The organism is Streptomyces sp. NBC_00289 (assembly GCF_041435115.1).
In the GTDB taxonomy this organism is placed as follows: Bacteria; Actinomycetota; Actinomycetes; order Streptomycetales; family Streptomycetaceae; genus Streptomyces.
In genome coordinates, this window is record NZ_CP108046.1 from 2,405,350 (window position 1) to 2,426,220 (window position 20,871).

A 20,871-nucleotide genomic window follows, 5' to 3' on the forward strand; every position below is an offset into this window, starting at 1 on the left:
TGCTTTCACCTTCACGGAGCACACGTGTGTACTTCGCATGAGCACGATCAGGGCGAGGCCGCTCAGGCCGGCGCCGGAAGACGCGGTTTCCTGCGGGCCACCGCGCTGCTCGGCGCGGCCGCCGCGGCCGGGGTCGCGCTGCCGGACGCCGCCGAGGCGGCACCGGAGGCGGCGGCCCGGTGGCGGCCCGACCCGGACAGTCGCCGCTTCACGCTCGCCGTCATGCCCGACACGCAGTACCTCTTCGACGGGCCGAGCATCGACAAGGCGCCCTTCGAGGCGTCCCTGCGCTACCTCCTGGAGCACGGCAGGGACGACAACATCGTCTTCCTGTCCCACCTCGGCGACCTCACGGAGAACGGTGCGCCGGCCGAATGCGCCGCGATCGGCGAGGCGTTCGGGCTGCTGGACCGGCGGGGTGTCGGCTACAGCGTGCTGGCCGGCAACCACGACGTGCGGTCCTCGACCGACGACCAGCGCGGCTCGACGCCGTACCTGGACACCTTCGGACCGGCCCGGTTCGAGGACCGTCCGACGTTCGGCGGGGCCTCGCCCGACGGCTACAACACCTTCCACCTCTTCCGCGCCGCCGGACGGCAGTGGATGGTCCTCGCGCTGGACTGGCGGCTGTCGGCCGCGGGGTACGCGTGGGCGAAGGGTGTGCTGGCCGCGCACCCGCGCACGCCCGTCATCCTCACCACGCACGAGCTGGTCGTCGAGGACGACACGCTGTCGCCGTACGGGCAGCAGCTGTGGGACGGGCTCGTCGCCGGCCACGACCAGATCTTCCTCACCCTCAACGGGCACTACTGGCCCGCCGGCCGCGCGACCCGCGAGAACGCGGCGGGGCATGACGTACACCTCCACCTGACGAACTATCAGAACCGGTACTTCGGCGGCGCGGCGATGATCCGCCTCTACCGCTTCGACCTGGACCGCGACACCATCGACGTGGAGACGGTCTCCCCGTGGATCCTGGGGCGCGCCGCGCGGGGGCTCAACGAGCTGGAGCGGCAGGAGATCGAACTCAGCGGTGACGCCGACCGGTTCTCCGTCGACATCGACTTCGCGGCCCGCTTCGCCGGCTTCGACCCGGTGCCCGCGCGAGCGGCCCGGCCCGTGTCGACGACGCTGGTCCGCGGCACCGTCGCGTACTGGCGCTTCGACGGCCACGCGGACGGTTCGGCCGTGTCCGGCACGATCCGCGACCTTTCGGGGCGGGGCAACGACCTCCGCGTGGTCACGGTGGGCGGCGGCGCGCTGACCTGGTCCTCGGACCACCACCCCGACCAGCCGGGCCACGGCAGCCTGGAGTTCCAGGGCTTCAAGTCGCCGCTCAAGGGCGCCTGGCTGCGTACGGTCGACGGCGCGCCCCTCAACTCCGCCACGTTCGAGGCCGGTTACACCATCGAGGCGTTCTACCGGCTGCCCGCCGACTGGGACGCCTCGCACAACGCCTGGTCGGGTCTGGTCAGCCGCACCGGTACGGGAGGAGCCGCCGGCAAGACCGCGGACGACCCGGACGAACCGCTCGCCACGCTGTCCCTCTCCGACGGCCCCGGACCGCAGTGGGCGGTACGGCCGCTCAACCAGCAGGGAATCGCCACCAACTGGGGTGACGAGACGGCCCGGGAACAGTGGTGGCACGTCGCGGTCGTCAACGACGGGGCGCACACCACCCTGTACGTCCAGGGCTGCCCGGTCGCCCGCAACCCGCACGCGCCCGCGGTCGGCCTCACCTCGCTCGGACTGCCCTGGCTGCTCGGCGGCTACGAGTACGCCGGACAGATCGACCAGATCCTGCACGGACGGCTCGGTGACGTCCGCATCGCCGAACGGGCGCTGCCCGTCACCTCCTTCATGAACCACTGACCCGCCAAGGACCACGATGACCGAGCAGCAGCTGCCCGCCTGGGCCGATCCGTCCGTCTCCCCCGCCGCCCTCGACGCGCAGGGCGTCTCCCGCCGCGGACTCCTGCGCGGCGCGGGCCTGTTCGGGGCCGCCTTCGCCCTCGGCTCGACGGCCGCGCCCGCGGCCGCCGCCGGCCGTGGCCTCGGCGGCGAGGACCCGCACCTCGCCTACCTCGTCGGCGACCACCACATCCACTCCGTCTACAGCCACGACGCCAAGTACACGTTCTCCCAACTGGCCGGCGCGGGCGCCCGCTATGGCCTCGACTGGATGGTGTTCAACGAGCACTCCAACTTCGGGCACGCCTCCTACGGTGCCGCGCTGGAGCACAAGGAGATCCTCGCGGCCCGCGCCGAGAACCCGCGCCAGCTGATCTTCCAGGGCCTGGAGTGGTACATCCCGGCCGCCGAGCACTGCACGGTCTTCGCCGCCCCCGGCCCGCACGAGGTCGACCTGCTCACCCGGTTCGAGCTCGCCTACGACGGCAAGCTGCTCGGCTACACCGAGGGCTCGGCCGGCGCCGCCGACACCGCCCGCAACGAGGCCCACGCCGTCAAGGCCGTCCAGTGGCTGGCGGAGCAGCGCCGGACCGGCTACGTCGACGACGTCCTCGTCCTCGCCAACCACCCGCTGCGCCTGGGAATCGACTCCCCGCGCGAGATACGCGGCTGGCGGGACGCGGCACCCGAGATCATGATCGGCATGGAGGGCGCGCCGGGCGCCCAGGGCGCGGCCCTGCCCGGCTGGCGCGGCTCGACGTCGATCCGCGGCGAGTACGAGAACAAGCCGTCCGCGCAGTCCTGGGCGGGATACCCGGCCGACGCCTACGTCACCTACGGCGGCTTCGACTGGGCGACCGCGACCGTCGGCGGGCTGTGGGACTCGATGCTCGCCGAGGGCAGGCTGTTCTCGGTCACCACCAACTCCGACGCCCACCGGGTGGTGTTCGACACCTGGAAGAACGGCGACTGGCCGGCCGGACAGAACTTCGACACCACCGGCAGGCTGCCCGACCCGGTGAACACCGACACCCCGCAGCCGGGCAGTGACTTCTGGCCCGGCCAGTTCAGCCGTACGCACGTGGGCGTCGCCCGCTACGGCTACCGGGCGGTCATGGCCGGCCTGCGCGCGGGCCGCGTGTGGCTCGACCACGGGCACCTGCTCGACGGGCTCGACGTCCGGCTGCAGCGCGACTGCGACCACGGCCGGGGCGTCACCCTCGGCGGCCGGCTGCGGGTGCGCAAGGGCGAGAAGCTCACCCTGAACGTGACCGTGACCACCGCCTCCCGTCCCAACTCCCAGGGCGTGCTGCCGGAGTTGGCGCACGTGGACGTGATCCGCGGTGCGGTGCGCGGCGCCGTGGCCGACCGTGACACCTGGCGGGCACCGGACACCAGGGTCGTCCACACGAAGGACGTCCGGGGCCGCACGGGGACGTACACCCTGCGTGTCCCGCTGACCGCGGGCGACGAGTCGTTCTACGTCCGGCTGCGCGGCAGCGACGGCAACCGGAACGGAACCGGTTACCTGGGCGCCTCCGTGGACCCCCACGGCCCGATCCCGCACGAGCCCGGCGACGGCGACCCGTGGGCCGACACCTGGTTCTACTCCAACCCGGTCTTCGTGGACGTCGTCGGCTGAGGAACGCCTCGAAGGGGCGCGGGGAACCGCGGACCGGCCACGGCCGGTCCGCGGTTCCCCACCCGTCCGCCGTTACGGCGCCACGGTCGTCACCTCAGGCGTAGAACCGCGACAGGCTCTGCAGCACAGCCGCCGGCTTCGCGCCCCCCTCGATCTCGATCGCGCCGTCGACGGTGATCTGCACACCGCCCGACACCTCCTCGACCTCGGTCAGCTTGGCGACCAGACGGATACGCGAACCGACTTTCAGCGGCGCGGGAAAACGCACCTTGTTCAGCCCGTAGTTGACCTTCGTCGTGACGCCCTGGACGTCCAGCAGCTCGGTGAACAGCGGGATGAAGAGGGAGAGGGTGAGGTAGCCGTGGGCGATCGGGGCACCGAAGGGTCCCGCGGCGGCCTTCTCCGGGTCCACGTGGATCCACTGGTGGTCGCCCGTGGCGTCGGCGAAGGTGTTGACGCGCTCCTGCGTCACCTCGATCCACCCGCTGGTGCCGAGGTCGCTGCCGGCGAGCTTCTTGAGTTCGTCCAGGCCGTTGACGGTGATGCCCATGTGGCTTTCCTTAGCTATGAGTTGGTGCCGTAGCGCTTGCGCACCCGGGACTTGAGGAGCTTTCCGGAGGCGGTGCGGGGAAGCTCCTCCGCCAGCACCACCGACTTGGGGATCTTGTACTTGGCGAGCCGGCCGGCCAGGGAGGCGAGCACCTCGTCCGCGTCGAGCCGGGCGCCCTCACGGGGCACCACCACCGCCCACGGCACCTCGCCCCACTTGTCGTCCGGCACGCCGATCACCGCGCACTCGACGACGTCCGGATGGGCCAGGAGGAGATCCTCGATCTCGGCGGGGTAGATGTTCTCGCCACCCGAGATGATCATGTCCTTGATGCGGTCGACGATGTGCACGTATCCGTCCTCGTCGATCCGGGCCGCGTCGCCGCTGCGGAACCAGCCGTCCGCGAAGGAGGCGGCCGTCTCCTCGGGCAGCCCCCAGTAGCCGGGCATGACGTGCGGTCCGCGGACCACGACCTCGCCCGTCTCGTCGACGTCCACCGGGCTCAGGTCGGGCCGTACCACCCGTACGTCGCTGAAGAAGTGGGGCACTCCGGCCGAGCCCGCCTTGGTGACCGCGTGTTCGGCGTCCAGGAACAGCGTGCCGGGGGACGCCTCCGTCATGCCGTAACCCTGGAGGAAGGTGAGTCCGCGTTCCTGGTAGGCGGCGATCAGCGGTGTCGGTACCGGGGAGCCGCCGCAGGTCAGGATGCGCAGCGAGGACAGGTCGGCGTCCTTCCAGCGCGGATGCCGGGCCACCTGGTCGAACATCGCCGGTACGCCGAACATGAAGGTGATCCGGTGCTCTTCGATCAGTTCGAGGGTCCCCCGCGGGTCGAAGGCGTCGACCAGGACGCAGGCGCCGCCCTTGAGCAGCACCGGCAGGGTGAGCATGTTCAGGCCCGCCGTGTGGAACAACGGGGCGGAGACCAGGGCGCGTTCGTCGGCGATCAGGTCGGTGTCGACCAGGACGTTGACCGCGTTCCAGGTCAGGTTGCCGTGGGTGAGCATGGCGCCCTTGGGACGGCCGGTCGTGCCCGAGGTGTACATGATGATGCAGGTGTCGTCGGGGGCGACCGGCTCGTCGATCGGCTCGGCCGGCGCCGATGCCAGGGCCTCCTCGTACTCGGCGCCGACCTCGACGTACGTCCGCACGTCGGTGTGGCCGGGCAGGCCGGCGACCAGGCCCGCGTGTCCGGGGCCGTAGACGAGGGCCTTGGCGCCGGAATCGGCCAGCTGGTAGGCGATCTCCGGGCCGGCCAGGCGGGTGTTGAGCGGGACGAAGACCGCGCCGAGCGTGCCGGCGGCGAAGAGGGTCTCCAGGTAGGAGGGGTGGTTGGGGCCGAGGTAGGCGATCCGGTCGCCGCGGCGCAGGCCCCGCAGGCGCAGGGCGTGGGCGAGGCGGTTGGTGCGTGCATACAGTGTGCGGTAGTCGGTCGACTGCCCGCCGTGGATCAGGGCGGTGCGGTGCGGGGTCTTGCGGGCCCGGCGTGCGGGCCAGGACCCGAGTCCCTCGTTGCGCATCTGGCGCCCCTTACGGTTTCGTCAGCCCGAGCAGGCGGGCGGCGTTCTCCTTGAGGATCTTCGGCCGTACCTCGTCCTTGATCGGCAGCTTCGCGAAGTCGGCGAGCCAGCGGTCGGGGGTGAGCACGGGGAAGTCCGAGCCGAACAGGACCTTGTCCTTGAGCAGGGTGTTGGCGTACTGCACGAGCTGCGGCGGGAAGTACTTCGGCGACCAGCCGGACAGGTCGATGTGCACGCCCGGCTTGTGGGTGGCGACGGCGAGGGCCTCGTCCTGCCAGGGGAAGGACGGGTGCGCCAGGATGATCTTCAGGTGCGGGAAGTCGGCCGCCACGTCGTCCACGTGCAGCGGGTTGGAGTACTTGAGCCTGATCCCGCCACCGCCGGGCACTCCGGCGCCGATGCCGGTCTGGCCGGTGTGGAACAGGGCGATGGTCCCCGTCTCCTCGATCACCTCGTACAGGTCGTACGCCACCGAGCGGTCGTCGGGGAAGAAGCCCTGGATGCTGGGGTGGAACTTGAAGCCCTTCACCCCGTACTCCTCGACCAGGCGGCGGGCCTGTTTCACCCCCGCCTTTCCCCGGAAGGGGTCGATGGAGGCGAAGGGGATGAGGACGTCCGCGTTGGCGGCGGCCGCCTCGGCGACCTCCTCGTTGGGCACGGGAGCCGTGCCGGTGGCGGACTCGGCGTCCACCGTGAAGATCACGGCGGCCATCCCGCGCTCGCGGTAGTACGCGGCCGTCTCCTCCAGGGTCGGCTTCCGCTTGCCCTCGACCTTGAAGTAGGCCGAGGAGGCGTCGTGCAGGTCGTCGGCCAGGGAGGAGTGGCCCTTGGAGGACACCTCCGCGTGCGTGTGGACGTCGATCGCCACGAGGTCGTCGACGTTCATGGAGCGGGTCACGGAAGGGTTGGCCGAGCGGTCGGCGGGAGTGGTCGGGGCAGGGCTCGCGGCGGGGTCCATCACGCCTCCGGGAACTTGGGGGCCGGAATGCCCACCGTCTGGAGTTCGGCGCCGACCGAGGTGGACCAGGCGTCGGCCAGGGCGTCGGGGGTCCAGCCGCCGTCGGCGTACGCCGCCCTGATCTCCTGCGGATGGGACCAGAGTGCCACCTTGTCGCCGCCGATGCCGATGGCCTGGCCGGTGACGGACCGGGCGGCCTCGGAGGCGAGGAAGGGGACGAGGCCCGCGCAGTCCTCAGGGGTGCCGAAGCCTTCCCCCTTGCGCAGGAACGCGGGCAGCGGCTCGCCGTTCTTCATCGCCTCGACGTAGGGGGCGAAGGCGGGAATGGTCTCGGTCATCGCGGTGGCGGCCACCGGCACGATCGCGTTGACGGTGATGCCCGCCCGGCCCAGTTCCATGGACCAGGTGCGAGCCATGGCGGCGATGCCGGCCTTGGCGGCGGCGTAGTTCGTCTGCCCGAAGTTGCCGCGCTGCCCGGCCGGGGAGCCGACCAGGATCAGGCTGCCGCCCTCGCCCTGTTCGCGCATCCGCACGGCGGCGGCGCGGGCGCAGGTGAAGGTGCCCTTGAGATGGGTGGTGAGCACCGCGTCGAAGTCCTCGTCGGTCATCTTCCACAGCACCCTGTCGCGCAGGATGCCCGCGTTGGTGACCAGGACGTCGAGCCGGCCGAACTCCTCGACCGCGCGGGCGACGAGCCGGTCGGCGGCCTCGGTGGTGCCGACGGCGACGACCTCGGCGACAGCGGTGCCGCCCGCCTCGGTGATGGACTTCACGGCCTGCTCGGCGACGGTCTCGTCGACGTCGTTGACGACCACGGACGCGCCGTGGGCGGCCAGGGCGTGGGCGTAGGCGAGGCCGAGTCCCCGGCCGCTGCCGGTGACGACGGCGGCCTTCCCGGTGAGATCGATGCTGGGCACGGGCGAGTCCCTTCACGTGGGATGCGCCGTGGCGGCGCATCGGTGCGGCTACGAGATCGAAGCTAAGAGCAATAATTGTTGACGTCAATAGTTGTTGATGACCTACGGGTGCGCCATGCTGAAATCACACGAGGACCGCACCCGCCCGCACCGAGACCAGGGAGCCCGCCATCACCCGCCAGTCCGCCACGAACCCCGCCCCGATCGACGCGAACGAGCCGTGGATGCGCGAGCTGCACGCGGACACGGGCTACCTGCTGTACCGGCTGGGCCTGCGCTCCGGGCAGTTGTTCAACGCCTGCCTCCAGGAGTCGGGGCTGCGCCTGCGCCACTACGCGGTACTGCGCCTGCTCGCCACCTCGGAGGGCGCCCTGCAGCGCGAGCTGAGCGTCCGCCTCGGCTACGACCCGAGCGCGATCGTCGGTCTGGTCGACGACCTGGAGAAGCAGGGCTTCGCCGAGCGCCGGCCCTCCCCCGACGACCGCCGCAGCAGGATCGTCGTACTGACCGAGGACGGCCGCGACTTCCTGCGCGGGACCGACGAGGCAGGCCTGCGGGTGACGAACGAGCTCCTGGACCCGCTGGACCCGGCCGAGCGGGACACGCTGCACTCACTGCTGCGACGGATCGCGGGGGACGGACTCGCCTGATCCGGCACACCCGGCTCCCGTCCCGAAGCGGATCGCGGAAGACGAACCCGCCTGATCCGGCACACCCGGCTCCCGTCCCGCGCAAGCCGACTGATGGACACACCGGACCACCGTCCCGCGCAGGCGGACCGGGCGAACGCATCACGACATGACCCACCAGCCGAACACCCCCCGCCCGCAGGACCTCGCACACCCGGGAGACGCCCGGCCATGACCGCCATGCCCACTCGCTCAGCGCCCGACCGGCTGCTGTCCGTGCTCGCCGCGTTCGACCACGAGCACCCGGCGCTGTCCCTCACCGACATCAGCCGCCGGGCCGGGCTCACCCTGACCACCGCGCACCGGCTCGTCGCCGCCCTCACCGAGTGGGGCGCCCTGGAACGGGACCCTTCCGGCGTCTACCACGTAGGACTACGGCTGTGGGAGGTCGCGGCACTCGCTCCGCGCGGCCTCGCGCTGCGGCAGGTCGCCCTGCCGCACCTGGAGGACCTGTACGAAGCGACCCACGAGAACGTGCAGCTGGCGGTGCGCGACGGCGCGGAGGTCGTGTACATCGAGTGGATCTCGGGGCGTTCGTCGGTCGGCGTGCACATCCGTGTCGGCGCGCGCTGGCCCCTGCACGCCACCGGCGTCGGGCTCGTCCTGCTGGCCCACGGAGAACCGGCGTTCCAGGACGCCTACTGCGCGGGGCCACTCGCCTCCTTCACCCCGCACACGATCACCGACGGCCCGCGGCTGCGCCGCGAACTGGCCGAAGTGAGGCGCGCCGGCGTCGCGGTGAGCAGCCGTCAGGTCACGGAGGACGCGCTGTCCGTCGCCGCCCCGGTGCGCGGGCCGGGGGGATCGCTGGTCGCCGCCGTGTCGGTCGTGGTGCCACAGGCCGACGCCCAGGTACCGGTACTGATCCCCGCGGTACGACTCGCGGCACGCGGGATCTCCCGGGCACTGGGATGGCGGCCCGAGCGGGACGCGGGAGTCGGGGCGGAAGCGGGGGCGGGGGCGGGGGACGGAGCGTCGTAGGCGCCTAGCCCGGGAAACCGCACCCCTCTCCCCGAAGGTCGGCGCCGGATGCCGGCGAGGCGTCGCCGGCGTGCTCTCACGGTCCCCTCACTCCTTCTCGGCTTCTCCTCACCGAAATCTCAGCCGGCGGTCCGTGGATTCAAAGGATCAACCCAGGTGGGAGATGCACGATGCACCCGCAAAGGTGGATATCTCAGGAAGGCATGGCGTGGGCGTCTCGCACATATCGAACCGGTCCGGGCAGCGGTCGCAGCGGTGGTCCCGACGGGGAGTCCTCGCCGTGCTCGGTGTGGTGCCGGCCGCCGTGGTCACGGGCTGCGGCGGTTCGGCGGACGCCTCGGAGGCAACCGGCCCGGCGGGTACCGCGAGCGCGACGGCGCCCGCCTCCGTGAAGGCCGCCGCTAAGAAGCCGGCGATCTCGGTCACCCCCGCCGACGGCACGAGGAAGGCGGGCTTCGCCAGTCCCGTGAAGGTCACCGTCACCGACGGCACGCTGGCCTCGGTGACGGTCGCGGGAAACGACGGTTCGACGCTGGCGGGGTCCTTCGACGAGACCAGGACGACGTGGACGTCGACGGGCAACCCGTACTCGGGCACGAAGTACACGGTGACCGCCACGGCGGAGGGGGCCGCGGCGGAGCGTACGACCTTCACCACGAAGTCGCCCGGTGAGACGTTCGTCGGTTACTTCACCCCCGAGGCGAACTCGACGTCGGGGGTCGGCATGCCGGTGTCCCTGAACTTCACGCACGCCGTCGCGGACCGGGCGGCCGTCGAGAAGGCGATCACGGTGACCGCGGAGCCCGCCGTCGAGGTGGTCGGCCACTGGTTCAGCGACACGCGGCTCGACTTCCGGCCCGAGACGTACTGGGCGGCCGGCACGACGGTCACGCTGAGTCTGCGTCTGAAGGACGTCGAGGGCGCGGACGGTGTCTACGGCGTCCAGCACAAGGACGTCACCTTCCACATCGGCCGCGAGCAGATCAGCACGGTCGACCTGTCCGCCAAGCGGATGACGGTACGGCGGGACGGAGCGACCCTCGCGACCTACCCGGTCAGCGGCGGCGACGCCGACCACACCACCTGGTCCGGGATCATGGTGATCAGTGAGCGGTTCAAGCAGACCCGCATGGAGTCCTCCACGGTCGGCCTCGGCGACGAGTACGACATCGCGGACGTCCCGCACGCCCAGCGCCTGACCACCTCCGGCACCTTCATTCACGGCAACTACTGGGCGTCGACCGCGGTGTTCGGCGGCCAGAACACCAGCCACGGCTGCGTCGGCCTGCACGACGCCAAGGGGGCGGACGACAGCTCCGTGGCGGGCTACACGTTCTACGAGAGTTCCCTGCTGGGTGACGTGGTGATCGTGAAGAACTCGGGCGAGCGGACCGTCGACCCGGCCAACGGCCTCAACGGCTGGAACCTCTCCTGGGCACGGTGGAAGGCGGGCAGCGCGCTCTGACACCGGGAGCCGGGCCCCGGCGCCGCGACAGGCACCAGCACAATCCTGTCTTCATCGGGTGAACTCACCTGCGCCGAAAGGAAATTCCGGGTTACACCTCTTGACGGCCGGAGTGGCCGGGAGCACATTGGGCGCACTTTGAGAGCGCTCTCACGCCTCACTCGCTCCCGAAGGCACCCGCGCACCCACTCCGTACCCGAGAGGCCCCCATGAGCGACTCCTCCGGCACACCCCTCCCCCGCGCGCTCCGCAGACCCCGTCTGCGGCGCGCGCTCGTCGCCGTCCTCGGCACGCTCGGTCTGGCGGCGGCGGCCGCCACGGTCACCTCACCGGCCGCGAACGCCTCCGCGCCCACTCCCCCGACGGGCTGGTCCCAGGTCTTCCTCGACGACTTCGAGGGCGCCGCCGGCTCCGGCGTGAACACCGCCAACTGGCAGTACGACACCGGCATCTCGTACCCGGGCGGCCCCGCCAACTGGGGCACGGGCGAGGTCGAGACGATGACCTCCAGCACCAACAACGTCTCGCTGGACGGCAACGGCAACCTGCGCATCACCCCGCTGCGCGACTCGGCCGGCCGCTGGACCTCCGGACGCATCGAGACCAACCGCACCGACTTCCAGCCCCCGTCGGGCGGCAAGCTGCGCGTCGAGGCCCGCATCCAGATGCCGAACGTCACCGGCACCGCCGCCGAGGGCTACTGGCCGGCGTTCTGGACGCTGGGCGCGCCCTACCGCGGCAACTACCAGAACTGGCCGGGCGTCGGCGAGCTGGACATCATGGAGAACGTCCAGGGCCAGAACAAGGTCTGGGCCACGATGCACTGCGGCAGCAACCCGGGCGGCCCGTGCAACGAGACCACCGGCATCGGCAACTCCGTCGCCTGTCCGGGCACGACCTGCCAGTCCGGCTTCCACACCTACAGCATGGAGTGGGACCGCTCGGTGAGCCCGGAGGCGATCCGCTTCTACGTCGACGGCGTCAACTACCACACCGTGACGGCCGGTCAGGTCGACGCGACGACCTGGGCCAACGCCACCAACCACGGGTACTTCGTCATCCTGAACGTGGCGATGGGCGGCGCGTTCCCGGACGCGCTCGGCGGCGGCCTGGACAACGACACGGTTCCGGGTCACCCGATGGTCGTCGACTACGTCCAGGTGCTCCAGTCCGGCAGCGGAGGCGGCACCACTCCCCCGCCCACCGGCAACCGTGACGCCTACAGCGCCATCCAGGCGGAGTCGTACGACGGTCAGTCCGGCACGATCACCGAGACCACCTCGGACACCGGGGCAGGCCAGAACATCGGTGCCCTCGCGAACGGCGACTGGGCCCTCTACAAGGGCGTCAACTTCGGCTCCACGGCGGCGAAGCAGTTCGTCGCCCGGGTGGCGAGCGGCGCGGCGGGCGGCGTCAGCGGCCTGGTCGAGGTCCGTCTGGACAGCCGTACCGGCACTCCGCTCGGCAGTTTCTCGGTGGCCAACACCGGTGGCTGGCAGTCGTGGAGGACGGTTCCGGCGAACATCACCTCGGTGACGGGCACGCACGACGTGTATCTCACCTTCACCAGCGGTCAGCCGTCGGACTTCGTGAACGTGAACTGGTTCGACTTCGGCCACTGACGGGACGCGGGCGGCCGGGGTCACGCGCCTCGGTCACCGAGCGCGCCGTCGAACCGATGCCCCGCGAGGCCAAGTCCTCGCGGGGCATCGGCGCGTCGGTGGCCGGCCCCGTCCGGCCCGAGGAGTCGTTTCAGCCGAGTTCCGCCCGGAACGCCGCCGGCGCCATGTCCGTGTGCAGGTGGAAGAACTTGGAGAAGTTCGCCGCGTCGGGAAAGCCGACCGCCGCGCCGACGCGGCCTATCGGCAGGTCGGTGTGGGCGAGGAGGCGTTTGGCCTCCAGGATCACGCGGTGGTCGATGAAGCCCTTGGGGGTCTGGCCGGTGGCGGCGCGCACCGCGCGGACGAGGGTACGGCGGGAGTAACCGAGGTCGTCCGCGTAGGCGCTGACGCTGTGGTTGGTGGCGAAGCCCCGCTCCACGGCGTCGCGGAAGAGGGTGAAGGTGGTGTCGGCCTGCCGCCGGGCCTCCTCCGCGGAGCTGGCCGCGAGATGGGCCAGGCGCAACAGGAACGCCGTCAGGGAGTGGCGCAGCACCGCGGTGTGCAGGCTCAGGGGCAGTGTCGTCGTGTCCTCGTACTCGCGCCGGAGCTGGGCGAGGGCCGAGCGCAGTCCGGCGAGTCGCGGCTCGTCGGGGCGCAGCAGGGGTGGCAGGTCGTAGCGGTACAGGCCGGTGGCCTCGACCGTGTGGCGGGGCAGAAAGCCGGGTTGCATGGTCAGGACGGTTCCGCGGTACCCGCTGCTGCGCGAGAAGCGGTGGACCTGCCCGGGGCGGATCCACAGCAGGTCGCCGGCCGTCGCCTCGTACTCGGCGAAGTCGATCATGTGGTGGACCGGGCCGGCGTCGAACAGCATCACGACGTGGAAGTCGATGCGGTGGACACGGTGCAGCGGCGCGTCGGCGTGCCAGGTGCGGCCGGTGCCCATGGGGCCGACCTGCATGCCGACACCGCCCACGCTCAGCTCGACCGGGAAGGGGAACGTTCTGATCGCGTCAACGCCGCCGTCACCGTCTCCGCCTTGGATGGTTTGGTCCGCCATGTCCTTCTCGCGCCGCCTCGGTCACGCCGTCGGTGTCCCACTTTCACCACAGGCTGGCACACGGCGACCTTCCACCATAAAAGTCAGACTTTTAAGTTTGAACGCGTCAGAACAGATGTGACCAGATATCCCGCTCCCATCGAGGACTTCTTGAAGATGAGCACGCAGACACCGGACACCTTCGAATGGACCGAACTCGACCGGCGTGCCCTCGACACCGCCCGTCTGCTGGCGGCGGATGCCGTGCAGCGGGTCGGGAACGGGCACCCCGGCACCGCGATGAGTCTGGCTCCGGCCGCCTACACGCTCTTTCAGAAGGTGATGCGACACGACCCCGCCGATCCCGAGTGGACCGGCCGTGACCGCTTCGTCCTGTCCCCGGGTCACACCTCGCTGACCCTCTACACGCAGCTCTTCCTCGCCGGGTACGAGCTGGAACTCGACGACCTGAAGGCGTTCCGGACCCACGGTTCGAAGACGCCCGGTCATCCGGAGTACGGGCACACCGCCGGTGTGGAGACGACCACCGGTCCGCTCGGGCAGGGTGTGGCCAACGCGGTGGGCATGGCGATGGCCGCCCGCTACGAGCGCGGCCTGTTCGACCCGGACGCCGCCGAGGGCGAGTCCCCCTTCGACCACACCGTCTGGGCGATCGTCTCCGACGGCGACCTGGAGGAGGGCATCTCCGCCGAGGCGTCCTCCCTCGCCGGCCACCAGAAGCTCGGCAACCTGGTCTTCCTCTACGACGACAACCACATCTCCATCGAGGGCGACACGGCGACCGCGTTCTCCGAGGACGTGCTGAAGCGGTACGAGGCCTACGGCTGGCACGTGCGGCGGATCGAGCCCGCCGCCGACGGCGACATCGACGTCCACGCACTGCACGGGGCACTGCGGGCCGCGCAGGCGGAAACGGGCCGTCCCTCGATCATCGCGATGCGCACGATCATCGCCTGGCCCGCCCCGAACGCCCGGAACACCGAGGCCGCCCACGGCTCGGCTCTGGGCGAGGACGAGATCGCCGCCACCAAGCGTGCCCTCGGCTTCGACCCGGACAAGAGCTTCGAGGTCTCCGACGAGGTCCTCGCGCACACCCACCGGGCACTCGACCGGGGTGCCGAGGCGCACGCCGCCTGGGACAAGCGGACCGACAAGTGGCGCGGCGCCCGTCCGGAGCGCGCGAAGCTGTTCGACCGGGTCGTCGCGGGTCAGCTCCCCGAGGGCTGGGAGGACTCCCTGCCGGTGTTCGAGGAGGGCAGGTCCGTCGCCACCCGGGCCGCCTCCGGCAAGGTGCTCCAGTCCCTCGGCGAGGTGCTTCCCGAGCTGTGGGGCGGCTCGGCCGACCTGGCCGGCTCGAACAACACCACGATCGACAAGACCAGCTCCTTCCTCCCGGCGGACAACCCGCTGCCGGAGGCCGACCCGTACGGCCGCACCATCCACTTCGGTATCCGCGAGCACTCGATGGCCGCGGAGATGAACGGCATCGCGCTGCACGGCAACACGCGCGTCTACGGCGGTACGTTCCTGGTGTTCTCCGACTACATGCGCAACGCGGTGCGCCTGTCGGCGCTGATGCAGCTGCCGGTGACGTACGTGTGGACGCACGACTCCATCGGCCTCGGCGAGGACGGCCCGACCCACCAGCCGGTCGAACACCTCGCCTCGCTGCGCGCCATCCCGGGCCTCAACATCGTCCGCCCGGCGGACGCCAACGAGACCGTGGTGGCGTGGGCGGAGATCCTGCGGCGGCACGCCACCGACCCGGCTCCGCACGGCCTCGCGCTCACCCGTCAGGGCGTACCGACGTACGCGCCCGATCCGGACGCGGCGCGCGGCGGGTACGTGCTGCGGGAGTCCTCCACCGAGGTGCCCGAGGTCGTCCTGATCGCCACCGGCTCCGAGGTCCAACTCGCCGTCGCCGCGCGGGAACGGCTGGAGGCCGAGGGCGTCGGGACGCGGGTGGTGTCGATGCCGTCCGTGGAGTGGTTCGAGGAGCAGCCGCGCGAGTACCGCGACCGCGTCCTGCCGCCGTCCGTGCGGGCCCGCGTTGCGGTCGAGGCGGGGATCGGGCTGACGTGGTACCGGTTCACAGGTGACGCAGGACGCATCGTCTCCCTCGAACACTTCGGCGCCTCCGCCGACGCGAAGACCCTGTTCACCGAGTTCGGCTTCACCGCCGAGAACGTCGCCGAGGCGGCCAGGCAGTCGCTGGCCGCCGCGCGTGGCTGATCCGATCGCCAGAAAGAGGATGATCACCGTGTCCGAAGCAACCGCGACCGCGGGTGCGCTCAAGCGCCTGTCCGACGAGGGCGTCTCCGTCTGGCTGGACGACCTGTCACGCAAGCGGATCACATCCGGCGACCTGGCCGGACTCGTCGCGCGCCGCAACGTGGTGGGCGTGACCACCAACCCGTCCATCTTCCAGGCCGCGATCGGCTCCGGGGAGGGCTACCGGGAGCAGCTGGCCGACCTCGCCGTGCGCGGTGTGACGGTCGACGAGGCCGTACGGATGATGACCACCGCCGACGTCCGCGCCGCCGCCGACGTCCTGCGGCCGGTGTACGAGGCGACCGGCGGCCGGGACGGCCGGGTGTCCATCGAGGTCGACCCGCGTCTCGCCCACGACACGCGGGCGACGATCGCCGAGGCCAAGCAGCTCGGCTGGCTGGTCGACCGCCCCAACGTCATGATCAAGATCCCGGCGACGAAGGCCGGCCTCCCGGCGATCACCGAGGTCGTCGGCCTGGGCATCAGCGTCAACGTGACGCTGATCTTCTCCCTGGACCGCTACCGCGAGGTCATGGACGCCTACCTCGCCGGCCTGGAGAAGGCGCGGGCGGCCGGGCTGGACCTGTCCGCCGTCCACTCCGTCGCCTCCTTCTTCGTCTCCCGCGTCGACAGCGAGATCGACAAGCGTCTGACGGTCCTCGGCACCGACGAGGCCCTGGCCCTCAAGGGGCGGGCGGCCCTGGCGAACGCGCGGCTCGCCTACGAGGCGTACGAGGACGTCTTCGGCCGGGAACGCTGGGCGGCTCTCGCCGCGGCCGGGGCCAACAAGCAGCGTCCGCTGTGGGCGTCGACCGGCGTGAAGGACCCGGCGTACAGGGACACGATGTACGTCGACGAACTGGTCGCGCCCGGCACGGTCAACACCATGCCGGAGGCCACCCTGAACGCCACCGCCGGCCACGGCCGGATCACCGGGGACACCGTCACCGGCCGGTACGCCGGGGCCCGCGCCGACCTCGCGGCCATCGAGCGCCTCGGCATCTCCTACGACGAGGTCGTGCGGCAGCTCGAGGACGAGGGTGTCGCCAAGTTCGAGACGGCCTGGCAGGACCTGCTGGACGCCGTCACCAAGTCGCTGAACAGCAAGGAGGTCGACGGGGAATGAGCGAGGAACTGCCCGCAACGACGGCTGCCGAGGAGGCGATGGAGGCCGTGACGGCTCTGCCCGCCACCGAGCCCGCCGAATGGGCCAACCCACTGCGCGATCCGCGGGACCGCCGCCTGCCCAAGATCGCCGGCCCCTCCGGCCTGGTCATCTTCGGCGTCACCGGCGACCTGTCCCGCAAGAAGCTCATGCCGGCCGTGTACGACCTGGCCAACCGCGGGCTGCTGCCGCCGGGCTTCTCCCTGGTCGGCTTCGCCCGCCGGGACTGGGAGGACCAGGACTTCGCCGAGGTGGTGCACGAAGCGGTGCGCGAGCACGCCCGCACCGAGTTCCGCGAGGAGGTGTGGCAGCAGCTCGCCGAGGGCATGCGGTTCATCCCGGGCGACTTCGACGACGACACGGCGTTCAAGCAGCTGCGCGCGGCCGTGGACGAGCTCGACAGCTCCCGCGGCACCGCCGGCAACTACGCCTTCTACCTCTCCGTACCGCCGAAGTTCTTCCCCAAGGTCGTGCGTCAGCTCAAGAAGCACGGTCTGGCGGACGCGCCGGAGGGCTCCTGGCGCCGCGCGGTGATCGAGAAGCCCTTCGGGCACGACCTGCGCAGCGCCCGCGAACTCAACGCGCTGGTGCACGGCGTGTTCGAGCCGGACCAGGTCTTCCGCATCGACCACTACCTCGGCAAGGAGACCGTCCAGAACCTGCTGGCGCTGCGCTTCGCGAACCAGATGTACGAGCCGGTGTGGAACCGGTCGTACGTCGACCACATCCAGATCACGATGGCCGAGGACATCGGCATCGGCGGCCGGGCCGGGTACTACGACGGCATCGGCGCCGCCCGTGACGTGATCCAGAACCACCTGCTGCAGCTGATGGCGCTCACCGCGATGGAGGAGCCCATCGCCTTCGACGCCGACTCGCTGCTCACCGAGAAGCTCAAGGTCCTCAAGTCCGTGCGGCTGCCGGAGAAGCTGGGTGAGCACACCGTGCTCGGCCAGTACGCGGAGGGCTGGCAGGGCGGCGAGAAGGTGGTCGGGTACCTCCAGGAGGAGGGCATCAACCCCGGCTCGAAGACCGACACGTACGCGGCGATCAAGCTGGAGGTGGACAACCGCCGCTGGGCGGGCATCCCCTTCTACCTCCGTACCGGCAAGCGCCTGGGCCGCCGGGTCACCGAGATCGCGGTCGTCTTCAAGCGGGCCCCCCACTCCCCCTTCGACTCCACCGCCACGGAGGAGCTCGGCCAGAACGCGATCGTCATCCGCGTCCAGCCCGACGAGGGCATGACGGTCCGGTTCGGCTCGAAGGTGCCGGGCACCTCGATGGAGATCCGGGACGTGTCCATGGACTTCGCCTACGGCGAGTCCTTCACGGAGTCCAGCCCGGAGGCGTACGAACGCCTCATCCTGGACGTGCTGCTCGGCGACGCCAACCTGTTCCCCCGCCACCAGGAAGTGGAAGAGTCCTGGAAGATTCTCGACCCGATCGAGGAGTACTGGGCGCGGCACGGCAGGCCCGCGCAGTACCCCTCGGGCACCTGGGGACCCGAGGAAGCCGACGAGATGCTCGCACGAGACGGACGGAGCTGGCGCAGGCCATGAAGATCGACCTGACCGACACCACGGCAAGCAAGATCAACAAGGCGTTGGTGCAGGGACGCCGCGCCATCGGGACACCCGCTGTGGGCATGGTCCTGACGATGGTCATCGTCACGGACGAGGAGAACGCCTACGACTCGATCCGGGCCGCCGAGGAGGCCTCGCACGAGCACCCCTCGCGCACCCTGGTCGTCATCAAGCGGCACGCCCGCACCCCGCGTGACCGCACCGCCTCCCGGCTGGACGCCGAGGTCAGGGTGGGCGCCGACGCCGGCACCGGCGAGACGGTGGTGCTGCGGACCTACGGCGAGGTGTCCGAGCACGCCGACTCCGTCGTCCTGCCGCTGCTGCTGCCGGACGCGCCGGTCGTCGTGTGGTGGCCGGTGGACGCGCCCAAGGTGCCCGCCAAGGACCCGCTCGGCGCCCTCGCGCAGCGCAGGATCACCGACATGTACGCCGTCGAGCGCCCGCTCACGGCACTCGACGCCCGGGTCGCCTCCTACGCGCCCGGCGACACCGACCTGGCCTGGACCCGGCTCACCCCCTGGCGCTCGATGCTGGCCGCCGCCCTGGACCAGGCCCGCGCGAAGATCACCTCGGCGGCCGTGGAGAGCGAGGCCGACAACCCGAGCGCCGAGCTGCTCGCCCGCTGGCTGGAGGCCCGCCTCGGGGTCACGGTCGACCGGGTCGTCACCGCGGGGCCCGTCGTCACGGCCGTACGGCTGGGCACGGCGGGCGGCGACGTCGTCATCGACCGCCCCGAGGGCCCGCTGGCCACGCTGTCCCTGCCGGGCCAGCCCTCGCGCACCCTCGCGCTGAAGGTCCGCACCACCTCCGAACTCATCGCCGAGGAGCTCAGGCGCCTCGACGCGGACGAGATGTACGCCATCGCCCTGCGCGGTGAGGGAACCAAGGAGACACCTGCTCATGTCTGACTCCCCCAAGCTGACCCGACGGCCGGAGTGGGCCGCACTGGAGGACCACCGCGCCCAGTGGCAGACGCATCTGCGGGAGCTGTTCGCGGCCGATCCCGGGCGCGCCGAGCGGTATGTGGTGCGCGTCGGTGACCTGCGCCTCGACTACTCCAAGCACCTGATCACCGACGAGACCCTCGCGCTGCTCCAGGAACTGGCCGCCGCCACCGACGTGTTCGGGCTGCGGGACGCCATGTTCCGCGGCGAGCGGATCAACGTCACCGAGCGGCGGGCCGTGCTGCACACCGCGCTGCGGGCCCCCGCCGACGCCGTGATCGAGGTGGACGGCGAGAACGTCGTGCCCCGGGTCCACGCCGTGCTGGACAAGATGAGCGACTTCTCCTCCCGGGTCCGCTCGGGCGAGTGGACGGGCCACACCGGCAAGCGCATCAAGAACGTCGTGAACATCGGCATCGGCGGCTCCGACCTGGGCCCGGCGATGGCGTACGAGGCGCTCCGCGCCTTCACGGCACGGGAGCTGACGTTCCGGTTCGTCTCGAACGTGGACGGCGCCGACCTGCACGAGGCCGTCCGTGACCTCGACCCGGCGGAGACCCTGTTCATCGTCGCGTCCAAGACCTTCACCACCATCGAGACGATCACCAACGCGACCTCCGCCCGCTCCTGGCTGCTCGACGCCCTCGGCGACGAGAAGGCGGTCGCCCGGCACTTCGTCGCCCTGTCGACGAACGAGGAGAAGGTCACCGGTTTCGGCATCGACCCGGACAACATGTTCGAGTTCTGGGACTGGGTCGGCGGCCGCTACTCCTTCGACTCGGCCATCGGCCTGTCACTGATGATCGCGATCGGCCCGGACCGGTTCCGGGAGATGCTCGACGGGTTCCGCATCGTCGACGAGCACTTCCGGACGGCACCCGCCGAGGCCAACGCCCCGGTGATCCTCGGCCTGTTGGGCATCTGGTACGGCAACTTCTTCGACGCCCAGTCGCACGCCGTGCTCCCCTACAGCCACTACCTGTCCAGGTTCACCGCCTACCTCCAGCAGCTGGACATGGAGTCCAACGGCAAGTCCGTCGACCGTGACGGGGACCCGGTGGAGTGGCAGACCGGCCCGGTGGTGTGGGGCACGCCCGGCACCAACGGGCAGCACGCCTACTACCAGCTCCTGCACCAGGGCACGAAGCTGATCCCGGCGGACTTCATCGGCTTCGCGCGGCCGGTCGCCGAGCTGAGCGACGAACTCAAGGCACAGCACGACCTGTTGATGGCCAACCTGTTCGCCCAGGGACAGGCGCTGGCCTTCGGCAAGACCGCCGACGAGGTGCGGGCGGAGGGCGTGGCCGAGGAGCAGGTGCCGCACCGCACCTTCAAGGGCAACAAGCCCTCCACCACGATCCTGGCCGCGGAGCTGACCCCGTCGGTCCTCGGCCAGCTGGTCGCCCTGTACGAGCACAAGGTGTTCGTCCAGGGCGCGGTCTGGAACATCGACTCCTTCGACCAGTGGGGTGTCGAGCTCGGCAAGGTCCTCGCCAGGCGCGTGGAACCCGCCCTGACCGAGGGCGCCGACGTCCCCGGTCTCGACCCCTCCACCACCGCCCTCGTGGCCGCCTACCGGACTCTCCGCAACACTCGGGAAGTGAACTGACATGACAA

At 70.9% G+C, this 20,871-nt stretch carries 16 protein-coding genes; 11 read left to right on the forward strand and 5 right to left on the reverse strand.

The genetic code is table 11. From position 1 onward, the window contains the following. Positions 1 to 24 precede the first annotated feature (24 nt). A complete protein-coding gene (locus OG985_RS11365; RefSeq protein ID WP_371668169.1) occupies positions 25 to 1,872 on the forward strand; it encodes a LamG-like jellyroll fold domain-containing protein in 1,848 nt (615 codons plus the stop codon). A gap of 16 nt (positions 1,873 to 1,888) precedes the next feature. Then, complete coding sequence (locus OG985_RS11370; RefSeq protein WP_371668170.1) at positions 1,889 to 3,553, forward strand: histidinol-phosphatase; 1,665 nt, start codon at positions 1,889 to 1,891, stop codon at positions 3,551 to 3,553. 94 nt (positions 3,554 to 3,647) lie between these two features. On the opposite strand, the gene OG985_RS11375 is transcribed toward OG985_RS11370, so the two are convergent. From OG985_RS11375 to OG985_RS11390, 4 genes are all read right to left on the reverse strand, one after another. After that, a complete protein-coding gene (locus tag OG985_RS11375) occupies positions 3,648 to 4,103 on the reverse strand; it encodes a MaoC family dehydratase (RefSeq protein ID WP_371668171.1) in 456 nt (151 codons plus the stop codon). Between the two features lie 14 nt (positions 4,104 to 4,117). Next, entirely contained in the window at positions 4,118 to 5,623 is a 1,506-nt protein-coding gene (locus OG985_RS11380) for a long-chain fatty acid--CoA ligase (RefSeq protein WP_371668172.1), read from the reverse strand. Positions 5,624 to 5,633: 10 nt separating this feature from the next. Continuing rightward, entirely contained in the window at positions 5,634 to 6,509 is an 876-nt protein-coding gene (locus OG985_RS11385; RefSeq protein WP_371674335.1) for an amidohydrolase family protein, read from the reverse strand. 71 nt (positions 6,510 to 6,580) lie between these two features. Further along, complete coding sequence (locus tag OG985_RS11390; protein WP_371668173.1) at positions 6,581 to 7,498, reverse strand: SDR family NAD(P)-dependent oxidoreductase; 918 nt, start codon at positions 7,496 to 7,498, stop codon at positions 6,581 to 6,583. 224 nt (positions 7,499 to 7,722) lie between these two features. Between OG985_RS11390 and OG985_RS11395 the strand changes: the two genes are divergently transcribed. From OG985_RS11395 to OG985_RS11410, 4 genes are all read left to right on the forward strand, one after another. Further along, positions 7,723 to 8,148: a MarR family winged helix-turn-helix transcriptional regulator gene (locus OG985_RS11395; RefSeq protein ID WP_371668174.1), complete on the forward strand. Its 426-nt coding sequence runs from the start codon at positions 7,723 to 7,725 to the stop codon at positions 8,146 to 8,148. Between the two features lie 219 nt (positions 8,149 to 8,367). Beyond that, positions 8,368 to 9,168 carry an IclR family transcriptional regulator gene (locus OG985_RS11400; protein WP_371674336.1) on the forward strand — a complete coding sequence of 267 codons (801 nt, stop codon included), beginning with the start codon at positions 8,368 to 8,370 and terminating at the stop codon, positions 9,166 to 9,168. 208 nt (positions 9,169 to 9,376) lie between these two features. Then, complete coding sequence (locus OG985_RS11405) at positions 9,377 to 10,633, forward strand: Ig-like domain-containing protein (protein ID WP_371668175.1); 1,257 nt, start codon at positions 9,377 to 9,379, stop codon at positions 10,631 to 10,633. A gap of 209 nt (positions 10,634 to 10,842) precedes the next feature. Further along, the gene (locus tag OG985_RS11410) at positions 10,843 to 12,255 is read left to right on the forward strand and encodes a glycoside hydrolase family 16 protein (protein WP_371668176.1); all 1,413 of its coding nucleotides are present in this window, start codon (positions 10,843 to 10,845) and stop codon (positions 12,253 to 12,255) included. 130 nt (positions 12,256 to 12,385) lie between these two features. Here OG985_RS11410 and OG985_RS11415 read toward each other — a convergent pair whose 3' ends face one another. After that, positions 12,386 to 13,291: a helix-turn-helix domain-containing protein gene (locus OG985_RS11415; RefSeq protein WP_371668177.1), complete on the reverse strand. Its 906-nt coding sequence runs from the start codon at positions 13,289 to 13,291 to the stop codon at positions 12,386 to 12,388. A 156-nt stretch (positions 13,292 to 13,447) separates the two neighbouring features. On the opposite strand from OG985_RS11415, the gene tkt reads away from it, so the two are divergent. From tkt to pgi, 5 genes are read left to right on the forward strand one after another with little or no spacing between them, the layout of a single operon-like run. Continuing rightward, a complete protein-coding gene (tkt, locus tag OG985_RS11420) occupies positions 13,448 to 15,523 on the forward strand; it encodes a transketolase (protein ID WP_371668178.1) in 2,076 nt (691 codons plus the stop codon). Positions 15,524 to 15,542: 19 nt separating this feature from the next. Then, positions 15,543 to 16,688 carry a transaldolase gene (gene tal / locus OG985_RS11425; protein WP_371668179.1) on the forward strand — a complete coding sequence of 382 codons (1,146 nt, stop codon included), beginning with the start codon at positions 15,543 to 15,545 and terminating at the stop codon, positions 16,686 to 16,688. A 38-nt stretch (positions 16,689 to 16,726) separates the two neighbouring features. Continuing rightward, a complete protein-coding gene (gene zwf / locus OG985_RS11430) occupies positions 16,727 to 18,286 on the forward strand; it encodes a glucose-6-phosphate dehydrogenase (protein WP_371674337.1) in 1,560 nt (519 codons plus the stop codon). After that, entirely contained in the window at positions 18,283 to 19,218 is a 936-nt protein-coding gene (gene opcA / locus OG985_RS11435; RefSeq protein WP_371668180.1) for a glucose-6-phosphate dehydrogenase assembly protein OpcA, read from the forward strand. Before zwf ends, opcA begins: the two co-directional genes overlap by 4 nt. Next, positions 19,211 to 20,863, forward strand: a complete 1,653-nt coding sequence (gene pgi / locus OG985_RS11440; RefSeq protein WP_371668181.1) for a glucose-6-phosphate isomerase — start codon at positions 19,211 to 19,213, stop codon at positions 20,861 to 20,863. The genes opcA and pgi overlap by 8 nt, the downstream gene beginning before the upstream one ends. Positions 20,864 to 20,871: the final 8 nt, after the last annotated feature.

Bases quoted from the DNA above. Each gene is read 5' to 3' on its own strand.
- OG985_RS11370 (WP_371668170.1), top strand. From the start codon at position 1,889: ATGACCGAGCAGCAGCTGCCCGCCTGGGCCGATCCGTCCGTCTCCCCC.
- OG985_RS11375 (WP_371668171.1), bottom strand. From the start codon at position 4,103: ATGGGCATCACCGTCAACGGCCTGGACGAACTCAAGAAGCTCGCCGGC.
- OG985_RS11380 (WP_371668172.1), bottom strand. From the start codon at position 5,623: ATGCGCAACGAGGGACTCGGGTCCTGGCCCGCACGCCGGGCCCGCAAG.
- OG985_RS11385 (WP_371674335.1), bottom strand. From the start codon at position 6,509: ATGAACGTCGACGACCTCGTGGCGATCGACGTCCACACGCACGCGGAG.
- OG985_RS11395 (WP_371668174.1), top strand. From the start codon at position 7,723: ATGCGCGAGCTGCACGCGGACACGGGCTACCTGCTGTACCGGCTGGGC.
- OG985_RS11400 (WP_371674336.1), top strand. From the start codon at position 8,368: ATGCCCACTCGCTCAGCGCCCGACCGGCTGCTGTCCGTGCTCGCCGCG.
- OG985_RS11410 (WP_371668176.1), top strand. From the start codon at position 10,843: ATGAGCGACTCCTCCGGCACACCCCTCCCCCGCGCGCTCCGCAGACCC.
- OG985_RS11415 (WP_371668177.1), bottom strand. From the start codon at position 13,291: ATGGCGGACCAAACCATCCAAGGCGGAGACGGTGACGGCGGCGTTGAC.
- tkt (WP_371668178.1), top strand. From the start codon at position 13,448: ATGAGCACGCAGACACCGGACACCTTCGAATGGACCGAACTCGACCGG.
- tal (WP_371668179.1), top strand. From the start codon at position 15,543: ATGATCACCGTGTCCGAAGCAACCGCGACCGCGGGTGCGCTCAAGCGC.
- zwf (WP_371674337.1), top strand. From the start codon at position 16,727: ATGGAGGCCGTGACGGCTCTGCCCGCCACCGAGCCCGCCGAATGGGCC.
- opcA (WP_371668180.1), top strand. From the start codon at position 18,283: ATGAAGATCGACCTGACCGACACCACGGCAAGCAAGATCAACAAGGCG.
- pgi (WP_371668181.1), top strand. From the start codon at position 19,211: ATGTCTGACTCCCCCAAGCTGACCCGACGGCCGGAGTGGGCCGCACTG.